This is a genomic window from Streptomyces sp. NPDC002845 (assembly GCF_053591955.1).
The window spans coordinates 1-25,900 of record NZ_JBSFUU010000037.1 but is presented as its reverse complement, the minus strand read 5'-3'; the positions used below and the strand labels follow the sequence as shown (position 1 = coordinate 25,900).

Genomic DNA, 25,900 nt, shown 5'->3' with positions numbered 1-25,900 from the left:
CGTTCCGGACATGATGCCCAAGGCCGGAACGACCGTGGCGGCGGACCCGTCCCCTCCCCCGGTACGCCTGCCCCGGCGCCGTGGCGTCGAGTTCGCCCTCATCGTCGTCGCCGTCCTGCTCTCCGTGTACGGCTACTGCGCGGTCGGACTCGCGAAGAACGGCACCCTCCCGCCCGGCGCCGCCGGTTACGGCGCCGGGCTCGGCGTGCTCGCCCTGCTGGCCCACTTCGCGGTCCGCTTCCGGGCTCCGTACGCCGACCCGCTGCTCCTGCCCATCGCGGTCCTCCTCAACGGCCTCGGCCTGGTGCTGATCTACCGCCTCGACCTGGAGACCCCGAGCGACCAGGCGGCCCCCGCCCAGCTCAACTGGTCCACGCTCGGCGTCGCCCTCTTCATCGTGGCCGTGGTCGTCCTCCGCGACCACCGGGTGCTCCAGCGCTACGCGTACGTCTGTGTCGTCGCCGCCCTGGCCCTGCTCACGCTGCCGGTCTTCTTCCCGCCCGTGAACGGCGCCCGCATCTGGATCCGGATCGCCGGGTTCTCCATCCAGCCGGGCGAGTTCGCGAAGGTGCTGCTGGCCGTCTTCTTCGCCAGCTATCTCGCCGCCAACCGCAACGCGCTGGCGTACACCGGCCGCACGGTCTGGAAACTTCAGCTCCCCACCGGCCGCGTCCTCGGCCCCATCGTCGCCATCTGGCTGCTGAGCGTCGGAGTGCTCGTCCTGGAACGGGACCTGGGAACCTCGCTGCTCTTCTTCGGCCTGTTCGTGATCCTGCTGTACGTCGCCACCGGGCGCACCGGCTGGATCGCGGTGGGCCTGCTGCTCGCGCTGGCCGGCGCCTACGCCGTCGGCCAGCTCGAACCCCATGTGCACGGCCGCGTCGAGGACTGGCTGCACCCCTTCGCGTCGATCGAGGCGGGCCAGGGGCCGAACCAACTCGCCCAGTCCCTCTTCGCGTTCGCCGCCGGCGGCATGCTCGGCACCGGGCTCGGCCTCGGCCACTCCATCCTCATCGGCTTCGCGGCCAAGTCGGACTTCATCCTGGCGACGGCCGGGGAGGAACTGGGCCTGGCCGGCCTGTCCGCGATCTTCTTCCTCTACGCCCTGCTCGTGGAGCGCGGCTACCGCGCCGGACTCACCCTCCGGGACCCCTTCGGCAGGCTGCTGGCCATCGGCCTCGCTTCCATCATCGCCCTCCAGGTCTTCGTGATCGCGGGCGGTGTGACCGGGCTGATCCCGCTGACCGGGATGGCGATGCCGTTCCTCGCGCAGGGCGGCTCCTCGGTCGTCACCAACTGGATCATCGTCGCGCTGCTGATCCGCGTCAGCGACTCGGCCCGCGGCCAGTACGACAGGGACCGGGCGCCGTAGGCCGGGGCTCAGGAAGGCAGGTCATGACCAAGTACATCCGCCGGGCCGCCGCCCTGTGCGCCCTGCTGCTGATCGCCCTCCTCGTGAACGCCACCCGCGTCCAGGTCTTCCAGGCCCGGGCGTACGACGACAATCCCGCCAACCGCCGCACGGAGATCGCCCGTTGGAGCCGGCCGCGCGGGGACATCCTCGTCGGCGAACGGGCGGTCACCGGCTCCAGGGACACCGGCGAGCAACTCCGCCACGAACGGACGTACAGGAACGGCCCGTTGTACGCACCGGTCACCGGCTTCGCCTCCCAGCTGTACGGGACGACCTTCCTGGAGAACACCGAGAACCCCCTCCTCGACGGCACCGACCCGATGCTGCCCGTGTTCTCCCTCGGCAAGGACCTCACGCGCGCCCGGCCCCCCGGCGGAGACGTCGTCACCACCATCAACCCGGCGGCCCAGCAGGCGGCGTACACCGGACTCGGCTCCCGCCGGGGCGCGGTCGCGGCGGTCGAGCCGGCCACGGGCAGGGTGCTGGCGCTGGTGTCGACACCCTCGTACGACCCCGGAGAGCTGTCCGGGAACGGTACGGCGGTCAAGAAGGCGTGGGCGCGGCTGAACGGGGACCCGGGCAGGCCGATGCTCAACCGGGCGGTCCGGCAGACGTATCCGCCGGGGTCGACCTTCAAGGTGGTGACGACCGCGGCGGCGCTGGACGCGGGGGTCGTCACGGACGTCGACGCGCCGACCGACTCCCCGGCCCCGTACACCCTGCCCGGTACGTCGACCGCGCTGACCAACGCGAGCAGGGGCTGCGAGGACGCCTCGCTGCGCGCCGCCTTCACCTGGTCCTGCAACACGGTCTTCGCCAAGCTGGGCGTGGCCGTCGGGCTCAACGAAATGACCGACACGGCACGGGACTTCGGCTTCAACAACAGCGGGCTGCGAATCCCGTACTCCGTCGCGCCGAGCACCTTCGACACGGACATGGACCGGGCGCAGCTCGCGCTGTCGTCGATCGGCCAGTACGACACCCGGGCGACTCCCCTGCAGATGGCGGTCGTCACGGCGGCCGTGGCCAACGGCGGCTCGGTCAAGGCGCCGTACCTGGTGGAGCGGACGACCACGGCCGACGGCCGCATGATGTCGTCGAGCGGCCCGACGACCCTGCGCCAGGCGATGCACCCGGCCACGGCCGCGCGGCTGCGCGAGCTGATGACCGACGTGGTGGAGCAGGGCACGGGCGCCAACGCGGCCATCCCCGGCGCCACGGTCGGCGGCAAGACGGGCACCGCCCAGCACGGGATCGGCAACTCCGGTACGCCGTACGCCTGGTTCATCTCCTGGGCACAGGCGGACAACGCGATGGAGCCGCAGGTGGCGGTCGCGGTGGTGGTGGAGGACGCGGAGGCGGACCGGGGGGAGATCAGCGGGGGCGGGGACGCGGCGCCGATCGCGCGGGCGGTGATGGAGGCGGTTCTCGCTTCGTGAGGTGTCCTCGCTTCATGAGGTGTCCTCGCTTCATGAGGTGTTCTCGCTTCGTGAGGTGTTCTCGCTTCGTGAGATAAGGGGTACCGCACGACAGACCACCCGACCTACCGTTCGGTCATGAGCCTTCCCGCACCCGCAGCCGGTGACGAATACGAACTCGCCCAGGTCAACATCGCCCGCCTCAAGGCCCCTTTGGACTCACCGCAGTTGAAGGACTTCGTCGACGCCCTCGACCCCGTGAACGCGGTCGCGGACACGTCGGACGGGTTCGTGTGGCGGTTGCAGAGCGAGTCGGGCAACGCCACGGACGTACCCGTGCTCGGGGACGAGTGGCTGATCGTCAACATGTCGGTGTGGCGGGACAGCAACGCGCTGACCGCGTTCATGTACCAGGGGCAGCACCGGGAGATGCTGGCGCGGCGGCGAGACTTCTTCGAGCGGCTCGCGGAAGCCGTCACCGCTCTGTGGTGGGTCCCCGCCGGACACCGGCCGACCGTCGCGGAGGCGGAGGAACGGCTCCTCCACCTCCGGGCGCACGGGCCGACGGAGTACGCGTTCACCCTGCGGACGTCGTTCCCGCCGGGTGAGGCGAAGCCGGTGTCGGCGGCCGTCGACGGACCGGCGGCCGACAGCGGACCGGGGGCTGTCAGCGAATCGACTGCCGTCAGCTGATCGGTGACTGATGGGCTGCCGTCAGCTGATGGGCTGCCGGAGCTCCGAGCGGACCTTCACGGTCGTCTCGGCGAACGCTTCGAGGTCGATCTCCGAGGGGTCCTTCAGGGCGATCTCGGGGGTCACCTCGCCGATGGAGGCGCCGGTGTTGCCGTCCACCCAGCCGCACATCGGGACGGTGACCTCGGTGCCCAGCTGATTCTGGGTGAGGACCTGGCAGGTGAGGGTGACGTCCGAGCCGGAGGGCTTGAAGTCCTTCGGCTCCACCGCGACCTTGGCACCGTCGGCCTCGCCGGCGCCCTCCATCATCTTGTCGCGGGCGATCTCGGTGTTCTTGAACCGCCCGTGCATCCCCGAGACCACGAGCTGCCCCTTGGTCTCGTCACCGCCGAGGCTGTACAGCCCGACGACCGCCCGGACGTCCCGGGCGTCCCAGGCGCCGTCCGCCTGCTCCTCGATCGGCGCCCCCTCGGACTCGGACATGTCCTGCGCCAGCTCGTACGTGCCGTCGAGCAGCGTCTCGTTCAGCCGCAGCTCGTACTCGGCCTCCGGGAAGCTGTCCTCGACCTGCCACCCGATCACTGCGAGCCCCACCCCGCCGAGCACCAGAACGCCGACGACCCCTCCCACGATCCCGAGCACCAGCCCGACCCGCCTCTTCTTGGGCGGCGGCGGGGCACCCCAGGGGGCGGGGCCACCGGGGCCGGGGTAGGGCTGCTGGCCGTACGGTGCTTCATAGGGCCCGGGTGGCTGGGGCTGCTGGGGCTGCTGACCGTACGGCTGCCCGTAGGGGTTCTGAGGCGGGGCCTGGGGCGGTGGCTGCTGGCCGTAGGGCTGACCGTACGGGCCCGGGCCCTGACCCTGGGGCGGCTGCTGGGGCGGAGGAGGCATGGACACGCAAGCACGCTACTGCACACGGGTGACAGGTGTCGCACGCAGGGCGATGTCCCGTCGGTCTCGGCGCCTGTCAGTCCCCGGCCGCCGCCCCGTCGTCAATGACCGCCCCGCACCTCGGCCACCCGCTCCCGCCACTCCGCTCCAACAAACGAGGCTCAGGGGATTGACGACCTTGCTGACAGGTAGTCTCATAAGCAGGTGACCGCCGGTAACTACCGTGCGCCGACCGCATATTGGGTGAATGGATATGGCCATGACGACGGTGACCGAGGCCGAGGTGCTGCGTGACGCGCTCGGTCTTCTCAAGGACCGCGAACAGGTGGCCGAGCGGCTCCTCGACGCCTCCGCCAAGCACTCCTTCGACCCCGACCAAGAGCTCGACTGGGAGGCGCCCTTCGAGGAGGGCAAGTGGTTCTGGCCGCCGGAGCTGGTGTCGCTGTACGGGACGCCGATGTGGGACCGGATGAGCGAGGAGCAGCGCATCGCCCTGTCCCAGCACGAGTCCGCGTCACTCGCCTCGCTGGGGATCTGGTTCGAGATCATCCTGATGCAGCTGCTGGTCCGCCACATCTACGACAAGGCGGCCACGAGCGCCCACGTGCGCTACGCGCTCACCGAGATCGAGGACGAGTGCCGCCACTCGAAGATGTTCGCCCGGCTCATCAGCAAGGGCGGCACGCCGTACTACCCGGTGAGCCGCCTCCACCAGAACCTGGGCCGCCTCTTCAAGACCATCTCGACGACGCCGGGCTCCTTCACCGCCACGTTGTTGGGCGAGGAGATCCTCGACTGGATGCAGCGCCTGACCTTCCCCGACGACCGAGTCCAGCCCCTCATCCGCGGCGTCACCCGCATCCACGTCGTCGAGGAGGCCCGCCACGTCCGCTACGCCCGCGAAGAACTCCGCCGCCAGATGGTCACCGCTCCCCGCTGGTCCCAGGAGTTCACCCGGCTGACGTCGGGGGAGTTCGCGCGGGTGTTCTCCGTGGCCTTCATCAACCCCGAGGTGTACGCCAACGTCGGCCTCGACAAACGGGAGGCTCTCGCCCAGGTGAAGGCGAGCGGCCATCGGCGGGAGGTCATGCAGACGGGGGCCAAACGGTTGACGGACTTCCTGGACGACATCGGGGTGCTGCGGGGGGCGGGGCGGCGGTTGTGGAGGGCGTCGGGGTTGTTGAGGTAGGGAATGGGCTGAGCGCCAAAGCCCGAGTCAGACCGCGCTCTGCGGGTACAAGCGGCCGACAAGCTCCTCGAAGCTCGCAGCGATCTGCACCCACGCCAAACCTCTCGGGTATAGCACTCGAGGAGAAGTGAAGGACAGACGGAAGTCCAGGACGATGGGCATGTCGGGGCCTAGGTCCGCGATCACCAACGACCGTTCAACGAGGAGCCCCAGATTTCCCTCTACGAGCGGCTGGGGAGGGCCTGCGTTATCAGGATCCGCATGCCACCCGCGATTCTCTCGAATGAGCATGCCCTCTCCGTAGAAGAGCGGCTGCACCGGCCTCTCCCCGAAGACCTCGCTGAGAATCTCATCACTCCGGGTCACCCACTTCCCTGCCCTGATCATCGCAATCAGCTGTGAGGGGACGGGCAGTCCGCCGATGACAACATCGTCGTCCATGCTGACCCCCGCCAACAGCGTTGAGACCCCGTAAGCGTCACGCAGGTCTGACGCTTCTGGCAACTATCTGACTGCTGCCTTCCGGACGGCGAACACGCAGTACATGCGCAGGACGGCTGCGGCAAAAGCATCGATCGTCCTCGGGTCCGCGCTCGTCCATGCCGAACAGCAGGACGATCGCGGTCACGCCCAGGTGAGGCGTTGACCGTCTGGGCCGACATGCAGCCGCATGCGGTCGGCAGGCGGGCGTCCGTCCGCCTGCCACTGCGTGACGCGTTCGGTGATCCGGTCCCACAGGCGTGCCGTGCCGCCCTGCCGGACCATCCACCGCGCGCCGTCCTGGAAGACGACGGCCCACGCCTCGGCGTCCACGTCGATCACGACGTGTTCCGTCCGGCCGTCCCGTTCCAGCGTGAGCCGCTGTGCGCGCAGCGCGGCGGGCTGCGCGACGAACCGGGCCGTCCAGTCGTCGAGCACGTCCGCGCCGAGTTCTGCGGGCACCGCGTTGCCCTCGCTGAGGTTCGGCAGGATGCCCAGCGGAGGCGGAAGGTGGGGGCGGGCAAGCATGAACGAGACCTGTCCGCCGAGTACCGGGCCGGTGGCCGTGCCGTCGTCGGCGACCGTGAGCCGGACGAGTTCGGAGGCGTGCATCCATCCGCCGACCGTGACCAGGACCTCACCGCCGGGCCGGGTCTGGGCAAGCCAGTCGGCCGGAACGGTGTGCACGCCGCACGTCGCGATCACGCGGTCGTACGGGCCGCCCCCCTTACAGCCCGCCAGGCCGTCACCGACCACGCGGGCAGGCCAGTAACCGGCGCCCGCGAGGGCCATTCCGGCACGGGCGGACACCTCGGCGTCGACCTCGACCGTGGTCACGTTGTCCTCACCGACGACGTGGCAGAGCAGCGCGGTCGAGTAGCCCGTGCCCGTGCCGATCTCAAGGACGCGCGTCCCTTCGGCCGCCCGCAACTCTTCGAGCATCCGCACGACCAGACTCGGCAGGGTGGACGACGACGAGGGGGCCGCGGCGATGCGTCCCTCGACCTGGTCGGGGAAGACGCCCCCGGCCACCTGTGTCACGAGGGTGTCGTCCTCGTAGATCCGCGCGAGTCCTTCCTTGGAGTCCCTGACTGCGGGCCGGTACCAGCCGCCGTCCTCGTACTCGAACCAGCCGCGAGAGAGGAACGCCTCACGGGGCACGGACATGACGGCCGCTTCCCATTCCGGGCCGCGCAGCGTGCCGCTCCTGGACAGGCGCCGGGCGAGGTTGGCCCGCAGGTGTTCCGAGCGCAGGGGGTCAGTCATGCCGGCTCGCTCCGTTCTCCAACAGGTCTGCGATGGCGTTTGTGATCGGCAGTCCGGCCGCGTCTTCCAGCCACGCCCATTGGCCGTTGGGGTTGCACTCCAGGAACCACCATGCGCCGTCCGCGGTCACGGCGAAGTCGAAGGCGCCGAAGTTCAGCCCGAAGTCGTCGAGGAACCGCACCAGCGCTCCGCGTACGCCGTCCGGGCAGGCAACCGGCTCATAGGTGAGGCTCTGGTACTCGGCTCTCCAGTCCACGACCCCGGGCGGCGCGGTAATCCGGGCGCCGAACACCCGCTCGCCGAGGACGACCGCCCGTACGTCGGCCACCTTGGGCACCTGGGCCTGGAACAGGTGCGCACTGTGGCGCACCGCACCGTCGATCTCGCCCGGCTCGACCGGGGCGGCCCAGATCCCGGCGGGCTCGCCCTCCACCTCGTACGCCCCCGCGTGCAACGGCTTCTAGATCGTGGGCCGTTCGGCGCAGAACTGCTTGGCCTCCACCGGGTCGTTTGGGGAGCGGCGTCAGCCGCGGATCTTCCCCCGCCTCGGCTCGTGACGGCAGGATCAGGGCCATGCGCATTCTGGTCATCGGCGGAACCTGGTTCCTGGGCAAGTCCATCACCGAGCGAGCGCTGACGAGGGGGTGGGACGTCAGCACTTTCAACCGCGGGCGATCCGGCCCTGCCGCCGGGGGCGTACAGCCGGTTCATGGTGACCGTACGGTCCGCGAGGACCTGGAGCGGCTGGCCGGGCACGGTCCGTGGGACGCCGTGATCGACACGTCCAGCTCTGACCTCGCGCCGCGTGACGTCCTGTTGGCCACCACTGCACTCCGCGGCAAGACAGAGCGTTGGGTCCACATCTCCACCGTGTCCGTCTACGAAGGGTGGCCGCACCAGCCGTTGACGGATGCCTCGCCGCTGCTCCAGTGCCCCGCGGACGCCGACGAGACTTACGGGTACACCGGCGAGGACGGGAGCCCCACTGTGTACGGGTTCCAGAAGGCCGGCGGCGAACGCGCGGTCACCGAGGCCTTCGGGAACGCCGCGGTCTTCCTCCGGCCGGGCGTGATCCTCGGCCCCGGTGAGTACGTCGGCCGCCTCCCCTGGTGGCTGAACAGGGCCAAGCGCGGCGGGCGCATCGTGACCCCGGCACCGGCCGAGCAGCGCATCCAGCCGGTCGACGTCCGGGACGTCGCCGAGTTCGCGCTGGACCAGGCGGCGAGCGCGAACGGCGGCGGCTATAACGTCACGCACCCCGAAGGGATCGCCTTCGCCGACTTCCTCAGCGAGTGCCTGACGGTGACGGACAGCACGGGAACCCCGGTGTGGGTGGAGCCGGACGTCCTGATCGAGCAGGGCGTGAAGCAGTGGACGGAGCTGCCGTTGTGGCGTACGCACGCAGGCGTGTGGTCGGTTGACTCAGGGCGTGCCGTCGCCGCGGGCCTGCGCTGTCGGCCGATCGCCGAGACGATCCGGGACACCTGGGCGTGGCTTGCCCAGGACGGGCGTCCCGTGGACCACCCGCGGTGGACGGAGCACGGGATCGCCCCGGAGAAGGAGGCGAAGATCCTCGCCTCGTTGTGATCAGGCTTCCAGGGCGAGGAGCCCGACGTGTGGGCCGATCTGGTACGGCGGGGACCCGCGGGTGAAGTCCTCGATCTGTTCCCGGAGTTGTTCGGGGAGCTGTGCACCGTGGTATGTCGGCCGTGACAGGTGGCGGTGGATACGGGCCGTGCGGACCACGATGCCCGTCATCCGCTGATCGCTCGGGATCTCCCACACCGGCGTCAGCGCTTCGGATGCTCCCTCGACGTCGTTGGCCAGGAGGCGCGCCATCGCCAAGTCGGCCGCCGCGCCGCCCCGAACGTGGGCGGACTGGACGTCCTGCGACTGCTGCCTGAGGAGTTCGAGCGCCTGCCGGGCGGCGGCCTCGGCTTGACCGCTGTCGCCGATGATGAGCGCGGTGGTGCTGTTGGACATGGCCAGCCGCTCGGCGGTGAAACCGAACTCGCCGCCCACCGCGTCGTGGAGCTCGTCCACGCGGTCGCGGCTGGTTTCTCCGGAGAGGCGGATCGCGTGCTGCGCGGACGCGATGTCGCCGATGTGGGCGTACGCGCGTGCCTGAATCGCGTGCAGGCGCCGTTGTGCGATGTCGCCGAGTCCGCCGTACGACAGGGCACGGACCGCTTTGGCCACGGCCTCGGTGTTGTCACCAGCGTGGTACGCGATGTACGCCAGGGTCCCGTCGGCGAACGCCCGCAACGGCGCGAACCGCGTGCTCTCTCCGAACAAGGCGGCGGTGCGGGCGAACGTCCGCGCGTGGCGCAGGTAGCCGAGATCGAAGGCCGCGGAGGACAGCAGCGCTGCAACCTGGCCGTTGAAGATCATCAGGGCTTGGAGCTGCGCAGGAGCCTGTGTGCGGTCCCTCTGGCGCTCAACCTCCTGGCGCAGAGCGTCGGCCTCCTCGAAAGCCCTCACCGGCGCGACGCGGTGATAGCTCCGCGCGAGGGTGACGACCTGGTCGTGGAGCTCGTCGATGGTGTTGTCGGAGATGGACGTACCGGCGGTTGCGTCGGCGTCCTCATGGGCTTCACGTGCGGTCATTGCGATTCGTTCTTCCAGATCCAGGTCGTATGCGGGTACCTGGGCGTCGATGACCTCGGACGGCCGCGCGAACAGTTGCTCCGCGGTACAGCCGGGGAACATGCGCTCAAGAATCGCGCATGTCTCCGCGCCGGGCAGGCCCACGAGCTTGCCGCCCGTCCAGCGCCGGAACTGAGGCTCACCGCACGTTGGGTTGTTGGGGTTGCGGCCGAACAGCTCCACCCCGGTCTGGGTGAACCGTTCATTGAACTTGCGGTAGGTCAGCCGCTCCCGGTCGCACAGCCACTTGAGCAGTGTGTTCGGCTCGCCGCTCATACCGCCCCCAATCTCGGGCGCCGTTCAGTCGGCGCGTCCGTGGATCGATCCCTTCCCGGGAAGGGGATACCTGTGACTCCTTTCATGGCAACACGCCCTGAATAGAAGCGACTTCGAAGCTACCCCGATGCTATGGCCGTCACTCGGAAGTGCCTCAGAGGCAACCCCTCAGGTGATGGCGGAGCTACGGGCCGACGGAGAACGCTGATCGCCAACCCCGTGGGCGGGGGCTCCTCTCCCCGCTCCCTGACCAAGGCGTGACGATGACCAGAGCAGGAACCACGCAGGACAACGCCGCCACCCCCACCGTCCCTGACCCCGCCGCGGACGTGCTGCGCCCGACAACGGAGGCCTTGCGGTGAGTGATGAAGTACGTACCCCCGTGGAGGCCGGAGCAGGCGTGCTCGTGCACTCCCGGCAGGACCGTGAAGTCGCGGTCCGGTCCTGGCTCCTGACGGCGGCGCAAGACGCGAGGCAGGCCCGGACCCAGTGGCAGGAGAGCGGGATGGCTCTCCTGCGGTGCGGCGGCCTCTTCGGTGCGATCCGGATCTCCGGTGACCTGGTGCGCACGGTGGCGGGCACGGACAGCTCCAAGAAGATCGACGCCTTCCTCGCGGACGCGTTGCAGGGCGGTCCGGTGTTCCTGGACCTGTACGCGCAGCGGTACTACGTCCTCGTACCGGTGAGCGCCGGGCAGCGCTATGAGTGGGCCGCCCGCCGGGGCCCGGAGGCGGAGTTCCTCGGGCGTGGCTGCTTCCTCGGCGTACCGCGGCCGGAGTGCACCGAACCCGAGGGTGTGCGCTCGTACTGGTGCGTTCCGATGGACGGCCCCGGCGACCTCGCCGTTCCGGACGCGGTGTTCCAGCTTCTCGCGGCTGCCCGGTTCCAGCGCGCGAAGGTGGAGTGGGACGCCGATGAGTAGCGGTCGAGGAGTACGTGCAGATGCGTAACTACTTCGTCGACCACAGGCTCATCAACAGTTTTCTCCTCTTTCCGGCAGCCCTCGCGCGCGAGCGCACCGTGACGCGAGAGGCTACGGCGCACAGCCGAACTACGTGAGGAGCATCTTGATGACCGTCGTCCTGACGACCGATCACCCCGCATGGCAGGCAACCGAGAACGGGAGGCGTGCGCGCGCCGTCCGTACGGCCTCCGGCACATGGTCCGTGTCCTTCGACCGGCAGGGCCTGCACATGGAGTGTGTGCAGGGCACGGAGGACGTGAAGCCGACGTTCGTCACCACGGACCCCGCCCGCCTGCCCGCCGCCGCGCCCGCCGCGCTGACGGACGGACTCAACGAACTCGGCGCCACACAACGTCTGGTGAACCCCTCACTGTGGGACGCGATCACCACCGCGGTCCTGCGGCAGGTCGTCCGCGCCGACCAGGCTCGCAAGCTGTACCGCACGTGGTGCAGCACCTACGGCACGACCGTCAACGGTCCATTCGCCACGCTCGCTGTCTCGCCCACCGCCGACGAGGTTCTCGCTCTGGCGGACCAGCAGTTCACCGACGTCGGCGCCAAGTTCCACAGGCCCACCCTTCAGGCAGCTGCCACGCACTACGAGCGGCACCACGCCGAGTGGGAGCAGATGGACGCCGGTGACCTGGTCCCGGCACTCACCCGCATCCCCCGTATCGGCCCGTGGACCGCTGCCGCTGCCGCTGCCGACTTCACCGGCGACTTCAGCGTCTACCCTCACGACGACCTCGCCGTACGCACCTGGGCCGCCAAGATCGCCCCCGCCTACCCCTGGCCCGACAAGAAGGACAAGGCGTTCGGCCCACTGTGGATCGGCTGGGCCGGCACCGACCGCACAGCACTGCACAGCCTGACCCTCTCCACCCTCACCTGGGGCTCACACGCCCGCGCTGATCTGGAGGATCCATGCGGCAGTCAACGCTGATCTCGGGCGCCGACGACACCCACGCACTCGACGCCCTGTTCGTGAACGCGCCGCTGCGCGACTACGGCCTGCGTCCGCGAACCAACGACTACACGCTCCCCGTCCTCGGTATGGCCTACATCGCCACGTACGCCCAGCGCTGCGGCTTCAACGTCGGAGTCCTCGACGCCGAGGCCCACGGACTGGGCACCGACGAGACAGCGAAGATCGTCAACACGGCCGCGCCGCGCTGGGTCGGGATGAACCTCCTGGCGCCCACCTACGAGATGTCCGCGCGGATCGCGGCCAAGCTCGCCCCCTGCATCGCCCTCATGGTCGGCGGGCACCACGCCAAGGCCATGCCCGACCGCATCCTCGTCGACCCCCGCATGACCAATCTGCGTGCCCTGGTCCTCGGCGAGGGAGAGCTGCGGGTCGCCGCCCTCCTGGAGAACGAGCGGCGCCGACGAGACCTCCCCGGCGTGCTGTGGCGGGACCCGATCAGCGGCACCCGCGGCGGCGGCATCGCGGACCCCAACACAAGCGCGCAGATGCTCGGCCCCAACATCAACACGCTGCCGTACGTCAACCGCGCCTTCCTGCCGCAGGACCCCTACCGGGCCGCGCCCACCCCGACCGACCGCCGCCTCACAGCGAGCCGTGGCTACGACTGGCTGAGGGCCGCCGCCCTCGAAGGGCACATGGAGGCGAACATCGTCGGTAGCCGCGGCTGCCCCTACAACTGCACCTTCTGCGGAGCTGCCTGGACCGCCAACCCTGATGTCAAGATCCGGGTCCGCAGCCCCGAGAACATCATCGGCGAGCTCGACGAACTGCACGACGAGTACGGCGTGACCGCGTTCCGCTTCGTCGACGACCTGTTCCTTGGCGTCCGCGACGTCATCGAGGAACACATGGCCGCCTTCGCCCAGCACCGCATCGGCGAGCGGTACTTATGGGACGCCACCGGCCGCATCAACGTCCTCGACCGGCTCTCCGACGCCCAGCTCGATCGCCTCGTCGCCAACGGCTTACGGGAGGTCGCCCTCGGGATCGAGTCCGGCAGCGACCGCATCCTGAAGTCCATGGACAAGCGGATCAACGCCGCCATGACCGAGCGCGTCGTCCGCCGCCTCATCGCCCATGGCATCGGAGTCAAGGGCTACTTCATCCTCGGCTTCCCCGGCGAGACCCGCGAAGACCTCGACGCCACGGTGCGGCACATCCGGAGCCTGTGGGACATCGCCGACCAGCACCCGGGGGACATGCGGGCCAGCGTCTTCGAGTTCCGTCCCTACCCTGGGACGCCGGTGTGGCAGACCCTCATCAAGGACGGCTACAACCCGGACGACCTCCTCGCCTACGGCGACGTCGACCTCACGCACGACGGCGCGGACGAATCCATGCGGCAGCGCGACGAATTCAACTTCTCCGTCGGCATCCAGTTCGGCGGCGTACGGCTGGAACACTTACGCGCCACGCTCGCCACTCTCACCCGCGAGCAGCACGAGCGGAACCAGGGCGGTCAGGAGGCCGCCGTATGACGCCCGAGCGCACGGGCTGGTTCGTCACCGTCGATGGCCCCAGCGGAGTCGGGAAGTCCACCACGGTCACGGAGCTCCAACGCCACCTCGCCGACCAGGGCATTCCCGCCCAGCTGACCACCGAGCCGTCCACCAGCGATCTGGGCGAGTTCACCCGCAAGAACGCCAACCACATCCAGGGCCTGGCACTGGCCTGCCTCGTCGCCGCGAACCGCTACGAGCACATCGACACCGAGATCAACCGCGCGCTGCGAGAGGGTGACCTGCTCATCTGCGACCGCTACCTGGCCTCCACTCTCGTTCTCCAGCAGTTGGACGGAGTACCGCTGGATTTCCTCCTCGACACCAACCGTCACGCCGTAATGCCGGATCTCGCCGTCATCCTCACCGCTTTCCCCGACCTGATCGCGGAACGTCTCGCCGAACGCGGCGCAACCCACCGCTTCCACCTCGACCCCAGCGCGCCGAGCCGAGAAGTCGACCTGTACGGCGACGCAGCCGCACACCTCACGAACTGGGGCGTCAGGGTGCTTCTCCTCGACACCAGCCGTGCCACCCCATCGGAGGTAGCAAGCCGAATCGCCGACGAGATCCCACCCCTGCCACTACCGTCGGTGGCCTCAGCCACCACACCGAACCCCCAGGAAACATGAGCGGACAACAGGCACAGCCCGTCATCGACACACACGTCATCGTTCGCGACGGAGACAAGATCCTTTTCTCGCAGAGGGGCGGGCCCTATGGCCGCGGCCGATGGCACATGCCGTCCGGCAAGCTCGACGAGGGCGAACCCTTGACCGTTGGCGCAGCCCGCGAACTACGCGAAGAAACGGGCATCATCGTCAACCCCGGTCACCTTCGCATGGTCCAGGTGGTGCACCACCGGCAGGGCGAGGGCGTCGAGCGGATCGGTTTCTTCTTCGAGGCCACGAGGTGGGAGGGCCAGCCCGTCAACAAGGAGCCGGAGAAGTGCCTCGCACTCGAATGGTTCACCGTCCACGACCTGCCCGACGACATCATCGAGTACCCGGAAGCCGGCTTGCTCGGCTACCTGAGCGAGGCCGGTCCCCTCGTTGAGCACGGATGGGAGTAGTTATGGCAACCGAGAACGCTGCGGTGAACTTCTCCGAACTGGTGAACAAGAACAACCAGACGCTTCCCCGACTCAAGGAGTCGTCCCGGCTGTTGCTGCATCGCAGAGACGGGGAGGATCTGGTCCTCACGACCGCCGCCCGGGCGGAGCAGGACCAGACCGTGGTGTCGGCCGCCACCCGAATGCTGGCCGCGATGGCGCGCCGGGAGCCCGGCAGCATGGAGCTGCTCCTGGACATACTGCCGGACGCCTTCCCCTGGGTCGGCTTCCTGCCCGAGCCCGACGTTCACGCCTTCGCCGTCGAACTGGTCGACACCATGCGGGCTGCCGCCTCTGTCGGCAACAGCGCGTCCGTCGCGCAGCTGCTCATCGCCTGGCAGCACACGGCCGAGTTCCACTCCGACCCTGAACTGCTGGCCGCGCTGACCAGGGACCACGCCGAGGACTACGGTCCGGCCCCGGACCCGCGGGAGGTCGTATGAGCGCGGGCCACGGAGACCGCGCCGCGCCGCCGGCTCCGTAGGCCACTGGGAGGTCCGCTTCGCGGACGCAGCCGCCGCCAAAGGCGGCTGGGTGGGGGCGGGACAGGTACGGGCAGCGGGGACGAGACAACCCGGCCCCACAGCTACCCTGCCAGGCATGCCCCCCGAACCCCCCACCCGCGCGTACCGTCGGCTGAGTGTCGAGGAGCGCCGCAGTCAACTCCTCGGCGCCGCGCTGGAGCTCTTCGCGCACCGGGCCCCGGAGGAAGTCTCGCTGGACGACGTGGCGGAGGCGGCCGGGGTGTCGCGGCCGCTGGTGTACCGGTACTTCCCGGGCGGCAAGCAGCAGCTCTACGAGGCCGCCCTCCGGTCCGCCGCGGAGGAGTTGGAGCAGTGCTTCGACGAACCCGCCGAGGGCCCGCTCAGCCAACGCCTGGCGCATGCCATCGACCGCTACCTCGCCTTCGTCGACGAGCACGACGCCGGGTTCGCCGCCCTGCTCCAGGGTGGAAGTGTCGTCGAGACCTCGCGGACGACGGCCATCGTGGACGGGGTACGGCGGGCCGCCGCCGAGCATGTGCTCAGCCATCTCGGCGTACCGCTGCCCGGACCCCGGCTGCGCATGACCGTACGGATGTGGATCACCGCCGTGGAGGCCGCCTCCCTGATCTGGATCGACGAGGGGAAGGAGCCCTCCGCCGCCGAGCTGCGGGACTGGCTCGTCGAGCAGTTCGTGGCGTGTCTGGCCGCCTGCGCCGGGCGTGATCCGCAGGCCGCCGCCGTCCTGAAGGGCGCCCTCGCCCTGGAGACCCCCGACGGTCCCGTGGGGGGCCTTGTGCACCGCGTGCTGCCCGTTGTCCGGGACGCGACGCACCTGCTGTGACACTGGTGGCGTGAAGAGCGAAGACACCCCGTTCGTGGGCGGGCCCCTGGACGGGCGCGTCCTGCCGGTGCTGCTGGGCATCACCGGGCATCCCCCGAAGGTCTACCGGGTTCCGGTGCCGGAGTCGCCCGGTGGGCCTGCCACCGTGCTGGTCTACCGGCGGGTGCCCAACCCGCAGGCCGGGCGCTTCAGCCTCCACCAGAGGTGGCGCTACGAGTACGACCCGGAGGGCGAGACCGGGGTCCGCCTCAAGTGACCGTGGTCCAATCCCGCGCCACGAAAGCCGGACGCCACACCGGACGCCACGCCAGACGCCACGCCGGGCACCGACACCGGCCCCGCCCACGAGTGACCTTCTTGGGCCGAACCGCCCACCCGGCGCGCGCCCGGGCCGCACCCCCCTGATCCTGCCGGTGCGAGGTGGACGGACCACCCCCGCACCGGAGGTGATGACATGTCAGGAAGGCTTCTGCGCCTGGTCTGTACGGCGGCGACGGCGGCGGTGGCGACAGCCGTCGCGACGGGCGCCGTGCTCGCCGCCCCCTCCCCCGCCGCAGCCGTACCGGAACCCACCGAGGCGTCCTCCGTCGCCGAACTCCTCACCGACCTCCAGCGGCTCTACCGCGAAGCCGAGGAAGCCACCGAGACCTACAACGCCACCGAGGAGAAGCTCAGGAAGCAGCGCGCCGAGGTCACCCGTCTCAACCGCCGCCTCGCCGCCGCCCGCCTCTCCCTGCACGACAGCCGGGGCGCCGTCGGACGGCTCGCCCGGCAGCAGTACCAGAGCCGCACGGACGTCTCCCCGTACGTACGCCTGCTGCTGGCCCCCGACCCGCGCCGCGCGCTCGACCAGGGCCATGTGATCCGGCAGGTGGCCCTGGAGCGGGCCGGAACCGTGGAGCGGCTGGCCGGCAGCGAACGGAAGGCCGACGCGCTGGCCCGCAAGGCCCGCAAGGCGCTCGACGAGCAGCTCTCCCTCGCCCGGCGGCACAAGGACGAGCGGGACGACGTACGCGAACGCCTCGCCGACGTCGAAGAGCTCCTCGCCTCCCTCACCCCCGACCAGCTCACCGCCCTCGCCGCCTTCGAGCGCGACGAGATCGCCGAAGCGCAGGAGGAGTTCATCACCTCGGGCGCGCTCAGCAGCAGTGCGCACAAGCCCTCCCGGCAGGGCGAGGCCGCCGTCCGGTACGCCGTCGAGCAGCTCGGGAAGCCGTACGAGTGGGGGGCCGAGGGGCCCAGGGCGTACGACTGCTCCGGGCTCACCTCGCAGGCCTGGCTGAGCGCCGGGCGGACCGTCCCCCGGACCAGCCAGGAGCAGTGGGCGCGGCTCACTCGCGTACCGCTCGGCGAACTGCGGCCCGGTGACCTGGTCGTCTACTTCCCCGAGGCCACCCACGTCGCCCTCTACCTCGGCGACGGGATGGTCGTCCAGGCACCCCGGCCCGGTGCGAAGGTCAAGGTGTCGCCGATCGCGGCGAACCCGGTCCTCGGCGCCGTACGGCCGGACCCGGGCGGGAAGCCCCTGGCGCGGTACACGCCGCCGGAGCTCCCCGAAGGGGCCTTCGACGGGTCGGACGAGGGTTACGCACCGGCCGAAGCGCCGTAGGCGGAAGACCCCGAGGCGGAAGACCCCAAGGCTGAAGGCTCGGAGGTGGAGGACCCCGAGGCGGAAGACCCGAAGGCTGAAGGCCCGAAGGCGGAAGACCCCGAGGCGGAAGCTCAGCAGGCCGAACCGCCGGAGGCGGACGCTCCCGTCACGGAAGCCAGATAAGCCTCCGTCTTCTCCGGCTCGTAGAAGAAGTTCTCGAAGTCGGCCGGGTCGTCGAAGCCGTTGGCGAAGCGGTTGGCGACCGGGGGCAGGGCGCCCGCCGCGCCGATGAGGTTCAGGACGTGCTCCGGCGGGACGCCGAGCATCGCGTTGGTCCACTTGGTCACGTGCTGGGCCGTGTCCCAGTAGCGCTCGAAGGTCGCCCGCATCCAGGCCTCGTCGAACTCCTTGTCACCGCGCTCCACAATCGACTCAAGGTACGAAGCCGCGCACTTCGAGGCCGAGTTGGAGCCCTGGCCGGTGATCGGGTCGTTGGCGACCACGACGTCGGCGACGCCGAGGACGAGGCCGCCGCCGGGGAGCTTGGCGACGGGCTTGCGTACGGTGGGGGCGTAGCGGCCGGAGAGGGTGCCGCCCGCGTCGGTCAGTTCGACCTTGGTGGCCCGCGCGTACTCCCAGGGTGTGAACCGCTCCATGAGTTCCAGGGTCAGGGAGAGGTGTTCCGCCGGGTCCTTCACGTCGTCGAAGACGTCGAGCGGGCCGCCGGGTATGCCCTCCCAGAAGAGGATGTCGGCGCGGCCGGAGGTCGTCAGGCACGGCATGACGAACAGCTCGCCGACGCCGGGGACGAGGTTGCAGCGGACCGCGTCGTAGTCGGGGTGTTCGGGGCGCGGGCCCAGGCCGTGGACGTACGACACCGCCAGCGCGCGCTGCGGCTCGGTGAAGGGCGAGCGGTCGGCGTCGCGGCCGAACATCGACACGAGCTCGCCCTTGCCCGCGGAGACGAGGACCAGGTCGTACGTACGGGAGAAGTAGTCGAGGTCGGAGACCGCCACGCCGTGGATGACCAGCTGGCCGCCGCGCTGGGCGAAGGTCTCCATCCAGCCGGCCATCTTCACGCGCTGGTCCACGGACTGCGCGTACCCGTCGAGCTTGCCCACCCAGTCGATCACGCGCTCCGCTGTGCCTGTTTCAGCTGCGGGCGGGCCCGCGACCGAGACGCCGAGTCCCTCGATCTTCGGGGCCTGGGACTCCCAGAAGTTCAGCTGGAGATCGCGCTCGTGCCGCAGTGCCGTATGGAACATGCACTGCGTCGACATGACCCGGCCGCCGCGGATCTCGTCCGCCGTACGGTTCGACATCAGGGTGACCTCGTAGCCGTGGGACTGGAGGCCGAGGGCGAGCTGGAGTCCGGACTGACCGGCTCCGACGACGAGTATCTTCCGCATACGGGACTGGTCTCCTACTCGGTCACTCAGACACGAGCAGTCACGAGCAGTGACTACTCGGGGCTGACGGATATCGCGTGGGCGCACAGCGCCAGTAGGGTCTCCACGACCGAGATCCTGCGCCGCGCGTCCATGATCATGACAGGCACCCCTGCGGGCACGGTCAGCGCCTCGCGCACATCGTCCGGCTCGAACCGCTCACTGCCGTCGAAGTGGTTGACCGCCACGATGTACGGCAGTCCGCAGCTCTCGAAGTAGTCGAGCGCAGGGAAGCAGTCGGACAGGCGGCGGGTGTCAGCGAGGACGATCGCGCCGATGGCCCCGCGTACCAGGTCGTCCCACATGAACCAGAACCGCTGCTGGCCCGGGGTGCCGAAGAGGTAGAGCACCAGGTCGTCGTCGAGCGTGATGCGGCCGTAGTCCATGGCCACGGTGGTGGTGGTCTTCTCCGGGGTGCCCGTGAGGTCGTCGGTGGCCTCGCTGGCCTCGGTCATCAGCGCCTCGGTCTGAAGCGGGGTGATCTCCGAGACCGTGCCGACGAGGGTGGTCTTGCCGACGCCGAAGCCGCCCGCGACGACGATCTTGGTGGCGATCGGGGCGCGGGTGAAGTCCGTCTGCCAGGGTTTCAGTTCCTCGGTGCGTTCCCGTTCGGCACGTCGGTCCACGGCCGGTGAGGCGGTGGTGCGGGCGACGCCCCGGCGGGCGTCGGGGATGACGCCCGAGGTGGCGTCAGAGACGACGGAGTCCACTCAACACCCTTTCCAGCAGGGCGCGGTCCGGCTGTCCCGGTCCGTGCCCTGTTCCGTACACACGGATCTTTCCCTGGTCCGCGAGGTCACTGAGGAGGACGCGGACCACGCCGAGCGGCATACTCAGCAGCGCGGCGATCTCGGCCACCGTACGCATGCGGCGGCAGAGTTCGACGATGGCCCGCATCTCGGGCATCACCTTGGTGTTGAGCGAACCGCCCCCAGAACTAAACGTCTGGGAGGTCCTTCCAGTCAACTCCTGGCGTTCCTCCGGGGCTTCGAGTGCCGCGACGAAGGTCTCGACGAGCAGGACGTGGCCGAAGCGGGTGCGGCCGCCGGTGAGGGAGTACGGGCGGACCCGGGCGGGTTTGCGGTCCCCGCCCCGGACCGGAAGCTTCTTCTGCGCGCCGGGCCCCGAACTCGCCTTCGCCGCGCTCATCGCGCGCTCCCCGTCGGCTCCGTTTGCAGTGACTGCCGTAGCTCACTGCGGAGTTCGGGCGTCAGGACGTGTCCGGCGCGGCCGACGAAGAGCGCCATGTGGTACGCCACCACGCTCATGTCGCAGTCCGGGGAGCCGTGTACGCCGAGCAGCGAACCGTCGCTGATCGACATCACGAAGAGGCTGCCCTCGCCCATCGCGACCATCGTCTGCTTGACCCCGCCGTAGTCCATCAGCTTGGCGGCGCCGATGGTGAGGCTGCCGATGCCGGAGACGATGGTGGCCAGGTCGGCCGAGGAACCCTTGGGGCCGGAGGGTTTCTCCTCCCGGGTCTCCCGTGCCGCCGCGTTTCTCCCGGGGTCGGAGGAGAGCAGCAGCAGACCGTCGGAGGAGACCACCGCGACCGACAGCAGGCCCGGCACCTCCTCGACCAGGTTCGTCAGCAGCCAGTGCAGATTGCGGGCTTCACTGCTCAGTCCGAAGGTTCCGAAGGTACTGGGCGCGGTCAACTGCTTGCCTCCTCCGATGTGCCCCCCGATGTTTCCACTGCGTTGTGCTCGTACTGCTCGTACCGCTCGTACTGCTGCGCCGCGGGCGCCCTCGTCTCCCCCGTCTTCTCGGCGATCTCGGCCTCGACGTCACGTCGGCCGTCCTTGGCGCCCTGGTGGAACCCACCGAGCCTACGGCGCAGTTCCTCGGCGTTGACGCCTCCGACACGCGGCCTGGGGACGGTCGGGGGTTCGGTGATCTTGGGCGTGCGCTTGGGGAGGCCCTTGTCGGTGAACCGCGGGGTCTCCTCGTCCTGTTGCTCCGCTTCCCCCTCGTCGGCGGTGCGCTCGTGGGTGTCCGGGCCGATGGCGTACGGGTCTTCGGCCTCGGTTTCGGAAGGCTCTTCCGTGGGCTCGTCCGCGGCCGGCGGCGCCAGGAGTTCCATGGTGGTCTCGGAGACCGACTCGGCCTCGGCCTCGGCCCGCTCGACGGCGTCCCTGGCGGCCAGTGCCCGTTCGGCGGCCTCGATCAGCGGGTCCACGGCGGGCTCGGGCCCGGCGTCGTCGACGGCCTCCGGCTGCTGCTGTACGACGAGGGTGGGGATCGTCGGACGGCGGCGCAGCACATTGGCGTTGACCTCGGCGTCGGCGCCCGGCAGGGAGACCGAGGAGGCGACGTCGGGCACGGGGCCGGAGGCGGCCACGGCGGCGGCGGGCGCGGCGGCCAGCAGCGGCTTGGGCAGGACGACGACGGCGGCGACCCCGCCCTGCTTCTGCTCGCGCAGCTGCACGCGGACGCCGAGCCGGTGGGCGAGGCGGGCCACGACGTACAGGCCGAGCCCGAGGCCCTCGTCGTCCTCCTGGTCGTACGCGTCCTCGGGTGCGAAGTCGGCGAGGCGGGAGTTGAGCTTGTCCAGGCGTTCGGCGGTCATGCCGATGCCCTCGTCCTGGACGGAGAGCATGACCTCGCCGTTCTCCATCAGCCAGCCGGAGATCTCGACGGGGAGGTCGGGCGGGGAGAACGAGGAGGCGTTCTCCAGGAGTTCGGCGAGGAGGTGGCTGAGGTCGTCCGCGGCGAACCCGGCGACGTGGGCGTGCGGCGGCACCGCGGAGATACGGACGCGCTCGTACCGTTCGACCTCGCTGACGGCGGCGCGGACGACGTCGACGAGCGGGACGGGTCCGGCGTGCTGCTGGCCGTGTTCGGCGCCGGCGAGGACGAGGAGGTTCTCGCTGTGGCGGCGCATGACCGTGGCGAAGTGGTCGAGCTTGAAGAGGGTGGCGAGCCGGTCGGGGTCCTGCTCGCGCTCCTCCAGTCCCTCGATGACGGCGAGCTGGCGCTCGACGAGGCCGAGGGTGCGCAGGGCGAGGTTGACGAAGGTGCCGTGGATGCTGTGCCGGACCTGGTCCAGTCGGCCTTCCGCGTCGGCGAGTTCGGCGCGGAGCTTGTCGCGTTCGTCGGCCATGAGCTGGCGCTGGCCGATGAGGTGCTTGCGGTCGCCTTCGAGGGGCGCGAGGCGCTCGTGCAGGGCGACGGCGTGCGCGTGCAGGGCGTTGACGGAGCGGACGACCTGGGCGAACTCGTCGTTGCGGCCGGTGAACTTGACCGGTTCCTCGGCGGCCGGGTCGGCGGCGACGCGGGCCGAGCCGATGCGCAGCACGGCCAGCGGGCGGGTGAGGGTGCGGGCCATGGCGGTGGCGATGCCGACTGCGACGAGGAGGAGGGCGCCGAGGACGGCGATACGGATCTCCAGCGCGGTGACGTCGTCGTCGCGGAGCTGGGCGAGATCCTTCGTACGGCGGTCGTTGAGGGAGGCCTCGGCGCCGCGCATCAGCTCGACGCGGGCGGAGAGGGCCGCGTCGAGCCTCTTGGTGTCGGTGCCGAGTTCGGAGTCGGAGAAGGTGGGCTGGTCGGTGAGGGTCGCGAGGTATCTGTCGGCGGCCTCGGCCTCGGGGCCGGTGACCGTGGAGTCGTACGAGTCGACGGCCGTGGCGGGCGCGGTCTCGCGGAAGTCGGCGAGGGTGGCCTCGGAGCGGACGCGGGCCAGCTGGGCGGCGGCGGTGAGGGCGTCGCGCGTTCGGGTGTCGGCGGCCGAGGAGGTGGTCTCGGTGGACGACAGGCCGGTGACCGGGTCGATGACGGTCTGGGTGGTCGTCGGCACGTTGAGCGCGGCGAGGAGGAGTCCGCGGGCGGCGGCGGCCTGCTGGACGGCGGAGTCGAGCTCGGCGAGGGCGTGGGAGCCGTCGCCCGCGCGGGGCGGCAGCTGTTCGGCCAGGTCCTCGGCGAGGGCGTGCAGCTCGGTGATGGTCGCGGAGTACGCCCGATGCGCTTCGAGAGCACCGCTCTGCCCGGTGAGCGCCGCTCTCCGTACGGTGGCGATGCCGTCCAGGTCCTCGCGGAGCGCGGCGGTGGGGGCCTCGGTCTTCAGCTCCTCGACCTGGCGGTCGACGCGGGCGCTGCGCTGCTCGTCCGGTGCCTTGGCCTCGGGCCGTCCGGCGGCGATGTACGACGTGACCTCGTCCCGTTCGTCGGCCAGCGCGTGGGCGAGGGTGAGCGCCTGCTGCGTCTGCTCGGCGAGCGTCACCAGGTTCTGGGTGTCGTGCAGTTGGCCGGACGCGGCGAGGACGCCGGGCGCGCCCGCCCCGGCGATGGCGGCGGCCACGACGGCGACCGCGACGACGAGCCGGTTGCGGACGCGTGCGCGGCGCCCGGTGCCGACGGTGGGCTGCGGGTTCGCGGTCCCCGGCCGGCTCGTGCCCGTCGGGCCGGTGCCCGTCGGGTCGGGGTTGGCGTTCGGGTTCGTGGAGGCCTTGGGGGCCGCCGCCTGCTCGCCTGTGCGCCGAGGCCGCTTTTTCTGCACCGGTGCTCGCATTCCTGACTCGTGTACCCATGGGCCCGGGTGACGTTCCGTCAACTATGGGCGTCCCCCCGGTACGGCTCCCGACCCTCCCAGTGCCGGTGGGCGGTGGTCCCTCATCACCAGACCCGCCACCCGAAGGAGTGAACCTCGGAGGGGAGTTGGCGGGCAAGTTTCTCTGGCCCGTGCGGCGCCCCCGCACCGCGGGCCGGTTGGACGTCGGCGACGCGCTTTGGCAGGATTCGCCGCCACGGTTCACCGGACCCGATCATTCCACGTCATATCCGGCGCTTGACCTGCCGGGTCGCGCCCATGGGGCGACCGTTGCCAGCCGTTCGTGGACGATGTGGAGGGGTCGTGCAGACTGGCCGGATGCGTACGGAACTCGTCTCGGAGCCCGGTGACCCCGGCCGGCCCAATGAGGACTTCGCCGCGGTCGCGCTTCCGGCGTCCGGACAGGGCGGTTCGCTGATCTTGCTCGACGGGGTGACACCTCCGCCGGCCGACTACGGCTGTCTGCATTCGGTCGCCTGGTTCTCCGCCCGCCTCGGCGGCGCCCTGACCGAACTGTCCGTTTCGGCACGGGATTTGGCACTGCCCGAGGTGCTTGGCCAGGCCATTTCTCGTACCGCCTCGGCACACGCCCAAACCTGTGACCTTTCTCACCCCCGCACGCCTCAGGCCACGGTCGTCCTCGCCCGCTGGTCCCCGGACACCGTGGAGTACCTCGTCCTCTCCGACTCGGCGCTCCTGCTGGAAACCCCCGGCGGCTCGGTGACGGCCGTACTGGACGACCGGCTCTCCCGCGTCCCGCGTGCCTCGCTCTCCAGGGCGGCGACGGCGGACGCCACGCTGCGCAACAAGGAGGGCGGCTTCTTCACGGCGGCGGCGGACCCGTCGGTGGCCTCGCGCGCGGTGACCGGGGTGGTGCCGCGCCCGTCCGTCGCCGCCCTGGCCGGCCTGACCGACGGGGCGAGCCGGTGGGTGGAGAAGTTCCGCGAGGGCGACTGGGCGGACTGCCTCCGGGTCGTACGGAAGGAGGGGGCACCGGCGCTGGTGGAACGGGTGCGGGCGCTGGAGGTTGCGGACGAGGAGCGGGCGTTTCTGGGGCGGCGCGGCAAGCGGCACGACGACGCGTCGGTGGCGTACGTGGAGCTGTGAGCGGAGCTGCGAGCACGCGCCGGCTCCGCTCAGCCCTCCTCCCCCCGGTTCAGCTGGTGCAGCAGCCGGGCCAGTTCGGCGACCTCCGCCCGGTCCCAGCCCGCCAGCTGCCGTACGTACCGCTCCCGCCGGGCGTCCCGCACCGTACGGAACCGCTCGCGGCCCTCCTCCGTGAGGTGGACGAGCCAGGCGCGGCCGTCGGCGGGGTCGGGTTCGCGGGCGACCAGGCCGAGTTCCTCCAGGGCGCGGAGCTGGCGGGACATGGTGGCCTTGCCGACGCCGATGTAGGCCGCGAGGTCGGTGGCGCGCTGACGGCCGGACTCCTCCAGCCGGGCGAGGAGGCCGTACGCGGCGGACTCCAGGTCGGGGTGGACCGCGCGGGCCATCTCGCCGGACTTGGCACGGGCCCGGCGCAGCAGGACCGTCAGCTCCCGCTCCAGCGCGAGGAAGGGCTGGTCCAAACCGCTTCCCGGCGCCTCGACGTCGACCGGCCGCCCGCCGCCGTTTGCGTCCTCGTGCACGTCAGCACACTCCTGATCCGGTGTCGCGTTCCCGAAAGTTTCCGCCAAAGGCCGCGATTGCCGCAGCTCCGTAAGTATTTCGCAGGCGTAGACCAACGGCCGCGTCCGACCCTCTTCCCGCCCGCTCTTCCCGCCCGCTCTTCTCCATGCGCAGCTTCCTTACCAGGCAGACTGCTGGCATGTCCACGCCACTAAGCGCGTCGGGCGAAGTCCGCTGCGGTTCGACAGCGCGCTGAAGGGGCGCGGGGCTGTGTACATATGCGGCTCCGCCGCGGGGCGCGGCCGGCCACGACGGCACCGCAGACGATCGACGGCACATCGCGACCCCGCGGCGGAGCCGCATATCGACACAGCCAGCGGAGCGCTCAGCGAGCGCCGGTCCGTACGGCGAGACCCGCGGTACGGACCGGATGCTGTTGGCGAATCCAGCGGGTGGGGGCTGTCGCGGAAGCGTGAACACTTCGGGCCGAAGTGTTCACGCTTCCGAGTCGGGCACCGCCACACATGGTCCACTCGTCGGTCC

General features: G+C 70.4%; 25 protein-coding genes and 1 pseudogene. 15 read left to right on the top strand and 11 right to left on the bottom strand.

The window, feature by feature from the left end:
* The first annotated feature begins 13 nt into the window (after positions 1-13).
* The 3 genes from ACWD3C_RS25985 to ACWD3C_RS25975 all read left to right on the top strand — a co-directional run bounded on the left by ACWD3C_RS25985 (position 14) and on the right by ACWD3C_RS25975 (position 3,525).
* On the top strand, positions 14-1,372 hold the full coding sequence (locus tag ACWD3C_RS25985; protein ID WP_451147939.1) for an FtsW/RodA/SpoVE family cell cycle protein: 1,359 nt from the start codon (positions 14-16) through the stop codon (positions 1,370-1,372).
* A 23-nt stretch (positions 1,373-1,395) separates the two neighbouring features.
* Positions 1,396-2,853, top strand: a complete 1,458-nt coding sequence (locus ACWD3C_RS25980) for a penicillin-binding transpeptidase domain-containing protein (RefSeq protein WP_451147851.1) — start codon at positions 1,396-1,398, stop codon at positions 2,851-2,853.
* Between the two features lie 117 nt (positions 2,854-2,970).
* The gene (locus ACWD3C_RS25975) at positions 2,971-3,525 is read left to right on the top strand and encodes a DUF3291 domain-containing protein (RefSeq protein WP_451147849.1); all 555 of its coding nucleotides are present in this window, start codon (positions 2,971-2,973) and stop codon (positions 3,523-3,525) included.
* A 21-nt stretch (positions 3,526-3,546) separates the two neighbouring features.
* On the opposite strand, the gene ACWD3C_RS25970 is transcribed toward ACWD3C_RS25975, so the two are convergent.
* The gene (locus ACWD3C_RS25970) at positions 3,547-4,416 is read right to left on the bottom strand and encodes a hypothetical protein (RefSeq protein WP_451147937.1); all 870 of its coding nucleotides are present in this window, start codon (positions 4,414-4,416) and stop codon (positions 3,547-3,549) included.
* 259 nt (positions 4,417-4,675) lie between these two features.
* On the opposite strand from ACWD3C_RS25970, the gene ACWD3C_RS25965 reads away from it, so the two are divergent.
* Positions 4,676-5,605, top strand: coding sequence for an AurF N-oxygenase family protein (locus ACWD3C_RS25965; protein WP_451147847.1), 930 nt, complete (start codon positions 4,676-4,678; stop codon positions 5,603-5,605).
* Positions 5,606-5,632: 27 nt separating this feature from the next.
* Here the strand turns inward: ACWD3C_RS25965 and ACWD3C_RS25960 are convergent, their stop codons facing one another.
* From ACWD3C_RS25960 to ACWD3C_RS25950, 3 genes are all read right to left on the bottom strand, one after another.
* On the bottom strand, positions 5,633-6,046 hold the full coding sequence (locus ACWD3C_RS25960) for a hypothetical protein (RefSeq protein WP_451147845.1): 414 nt from the start codon (positions 6,044-6,046) through the stop codon (positions 5,633-5,635).
* Between the two features lie 183 nt (positions 6,047-6,229).
* Positions 6,230-7,351, bottom strand: a complete 1,122-nt coding sequence (tgmC, locus tag ACWD3C_RS25955; protein WP_451147843.1) for an ATP-grasp peptide maturase system methyltransferase — start codon at positions 7,349-7,351, stop codon at positions 6,230-6,232.
* Positions 7,344-7,805, bottom strand: coding sequence for a hypothetical protein (locus ACWD3C_RS25950; RefSeq protein ID WP_451147841.1), 462 nt, complete (start codon positions 7,803-7,805; stop codon positions 7,344-7,346). Before ACWD3C_RS25950 ends, tgmC begins: the two co-directional genes overlap by 8 nt.
* 119 nt (positions 7,806-7,924) lie before the next feature.
* Between ACWD3C_RS25950 and ACWD3C_RS25945 the strand changes: the two genes are divergently transcribed.
* Positions 7,925-8,938: an NAD-dependent epimerase/dehydratase family protein gene (locus ACWD3C_RS25945; protein ID WP_451147839.1), complete on the top strand. Its 1,014-nt coding sequence runs from the start codon at positions 7,925-7,927 to the stop codon at positions 8,936-8,938.
* Here the strand turns inward: ACWD3C_RS25945 and ACWD3C_RS25940 are convergent, their stop codons facing one another.
* Positions 8,939-10,273, bottom strand: coding sequence for a DNA-binding protein (locus ACWD3C_RS25940; RefSeq protein WP_451147837.1), 1,335 nt, complete (start codon positions 10,271-10,273; stop codon positions 8,939-8,941).
* A 358-nt stretch (positions 10,274-10,631) separates the two neighbouring features.
* Between ACWD3C_RS25940 and ACWD3C_RS25935 the strand changes: the two genes are divergently transcribed.
* From ACWD3C_RS25935 to ACWD3C_RS25895, 9 genes and pseudogenes are all read left to right on the top strand, one after another.
* On the top strand, positions 10,632-11,195 hold the full coding sequence (locus ACWD3C_RS25935; protein ID WP_451147835.1) for a hypothetical protein: 564 nt from the start codon (positions 10,632-10,634) through the stop codon (positions 11,193-11,195).
* A gap of 148 nt (positions 11,196-11,343) precedes the next feature.
* Positions 11,344-12,180: a hypothetical protein gene (locus tag ACWD3C_RS25930; protein WP_451147833.1), complete on the top strand. Its 837-nt coding sequence runs from the start codon at positions 11,344-11,346 to the stop codon at positions 12,178-12,180.
* Positions 12,162-13,703 carry a B12-binding domain-containing radical SAM protein gene (locus tag ACWD3C_RS25925; RefSeq protein ID WP_451147831.1) on the top strand — a complete coding sequence of 514 codons (1,542 nt, stop codon included), beginning with the start codon at positions 12,162-12,164 and terminating at the stop codon, positions 13,701-13,703. The genes ACWD3C_RS25930 and ACWD3C_RS25925 overlap by 19 nt, the downstream gene beginning before the upstream one ends.
* Complete coding sequence (gene tmk, locus ACWD3C_RS25920) at positions 13,700-14,356, top strand: dTMP kinase (protein WP_451147829.1); 657 nt, start codon at positions 13,700-13,702, stop codon at positions 14,354-14,356. Before ACWD3C_RS25925 ends, tmk begins: the two co-directional genes overlap by 4 nt.
* The gene (locus ACWD3C_RS25915) at positions 14,353-14,796 is read left to right on the top strand and encodes an NUDIX hydrolase (protein ID WP_451147827.1); all 444 of its coding nucleotides are present in this window, start codon (positions 14,353-14,355) and stop codon (positions 14,794-14,796) included. Before tmk ends, ACWD3C_RS25915 begins: the two co-directional genes overlap by 4 nt.
* Before the next feature lie 2 nt (positions 14,797-14,798).
* Complete coding sequence (locus tag ACWD3C_RS25910; RefSeq protein ID WP_451147825.1) at positions 14,799-15,278, top strand: hypothetical protein; 480 nt, start codon at positions 14,799-14,801, stop codon at positions 15,276-15,278.
* 157 nt (positions 15,279-15,435) lie between these two features.
* A complete protein-coding gene (locus ACWD3C_RS25905) occupies positions 15,436-16,161 on the top strand; it encodes a TetR/AcrR family transcriptional regulator (RefSeq protein ID WP_451147823.1) in 726 nt (241 codons plus the stop codon).
* A 10-nt stretch (positions 16,162-16,171) separates the two neighbouring features.
* Positions 16,172-16,513 (top strand): annotated as a pseudogene (locus tag ACWD3C_RS25900) (hypothetical protein).
* A gap of 102 nt (positions 16,514-16,615) precedes the next feature.
* The gene (locus tag ACWD3C_RS25895) at positions 16,616-17,770 is read left to right on the top strand and encodes an NlpC/P60 family protein (RefSeq protein ID WP_451147821.1); all 1,155 of its coding nucleotides are present in this window, start codon (positions 16,616-16,618) and stop codon (positions 17,768-17,770) included.
* 113 nt (positions 17,771-17,883) lie between these two features.
* On the opposite strand, the gene ACWD3C_RS25890 is transcribed toward ACWD3C_RS25895, so the two are convergent.
* Genes ACWD3C_RS25890 through ACWD3C_RS25870 form a run of 5 tightly spaced genes read right to left on the bottom strand, consistent with a single transcriptional unit; the run spans position 17,884 to position 23,698 of the window.
* Positions 17,884-19,161, bottom strand: coding sequence for a styrene monooxygenase/indole monooxygenase family protein (locus tag ACWD3C_RS25890; protein ID WP_451147819.1), 1,278 nt, complete (start codon positions 19,159-19,161; stop codon positions 17,884-17,886).
* Between the two features lie 53 nt (positions 19,162-19,214).
* Complete coding sequence (locus ACWD3C_RS25885; RefSeq protein ID WP_451147817.1) at positions 19,215-19,910, bottom strand: GTP-binding protein; 696 nt, start codon at positions 19,908-19,910, stop codon at positions 19,215-19,217.
* Positions 19,891-20,349, bottom strand: a complete 459-nt coding sequence (locus ACWD3C_RS25880) for a DUF742 domain-containing protein (protein WP_451147815.1) — start codon at positions 20,347-20,349, stop codon at positions 19,891-19,893. The genes ACWD3C_RS25885 and ACWD3C_RS25880 overlap by 20 nt, the downstream gene beginning before the upstream one ends.
* On the bottom strand, positions 20,346-20,858 hold the full coding sequence (locus tag ACWD3C_RS25875; RefSeq protein ID WP_451147813.1) for a roadblock/LC7 domain-containing protein: 513 nt from the start codon (positions 20,856-20,858) through the stop codon (positions 20,346-20,348). Before ACWD3C_RS25875 ends, ACWD3C_RS25880 begins: the two co-directional genes overlap by 4 nt.
* On the bottom strand, positions 20,855-23,698 hold the full coding sequence (locus ACWD3C_RS25870) for a sensor histidine kinase (protein WP_451147811.1): 2,844 nt from the start codon (positions 23,696-23,698) through the stop codon (positions 20,855-20,857). Before ACWD3C_RS25870 ends, ACWD3C_RS25875 begins: the two co-directional genes overlap by 4 nt.
* A gap of 369 nt (positions 23,699-24,067) precedes the next feature.
* On the opposite strand from ACWD3C_RS25870, the gene ACWD3C_RS25865 reads away from it, so the two are divergent.
* Positions 24,068-24,856 carry a protein phosphatase 2C domain-containing protein gene (locus tag ACWD3C_RS25865; RefSeq protein WP_451147809.1) on the top strand — a complete coding sequence of 263 codons (789 nt, stop codon included), beginning with the start codon at positions 24,068-24,070 and terminating at the stop codon, positions 24,854-24,856.
* Between the two features lie 29 nt (positions 24,857-24,885).
* On the opposite strand, the gene ACWD3C_RS25860 is transcribed toward ACWD3C_RS25865, so the two are convergent.
* Complete coding sequence (locus tag ACWD3C_RS25860; RefSeq protein WP_451147807.1) at positions 24,886-25,377, bottom strand: MarR family winged helix-turn-helix transcriptional regulator; 492 nt, start codon at positions 25,375-25,377, stop codon at positions 24,886-24,888.
* Between the last annotated feature and the right edge of the window lie 523 nt (positions 25,378-25,900).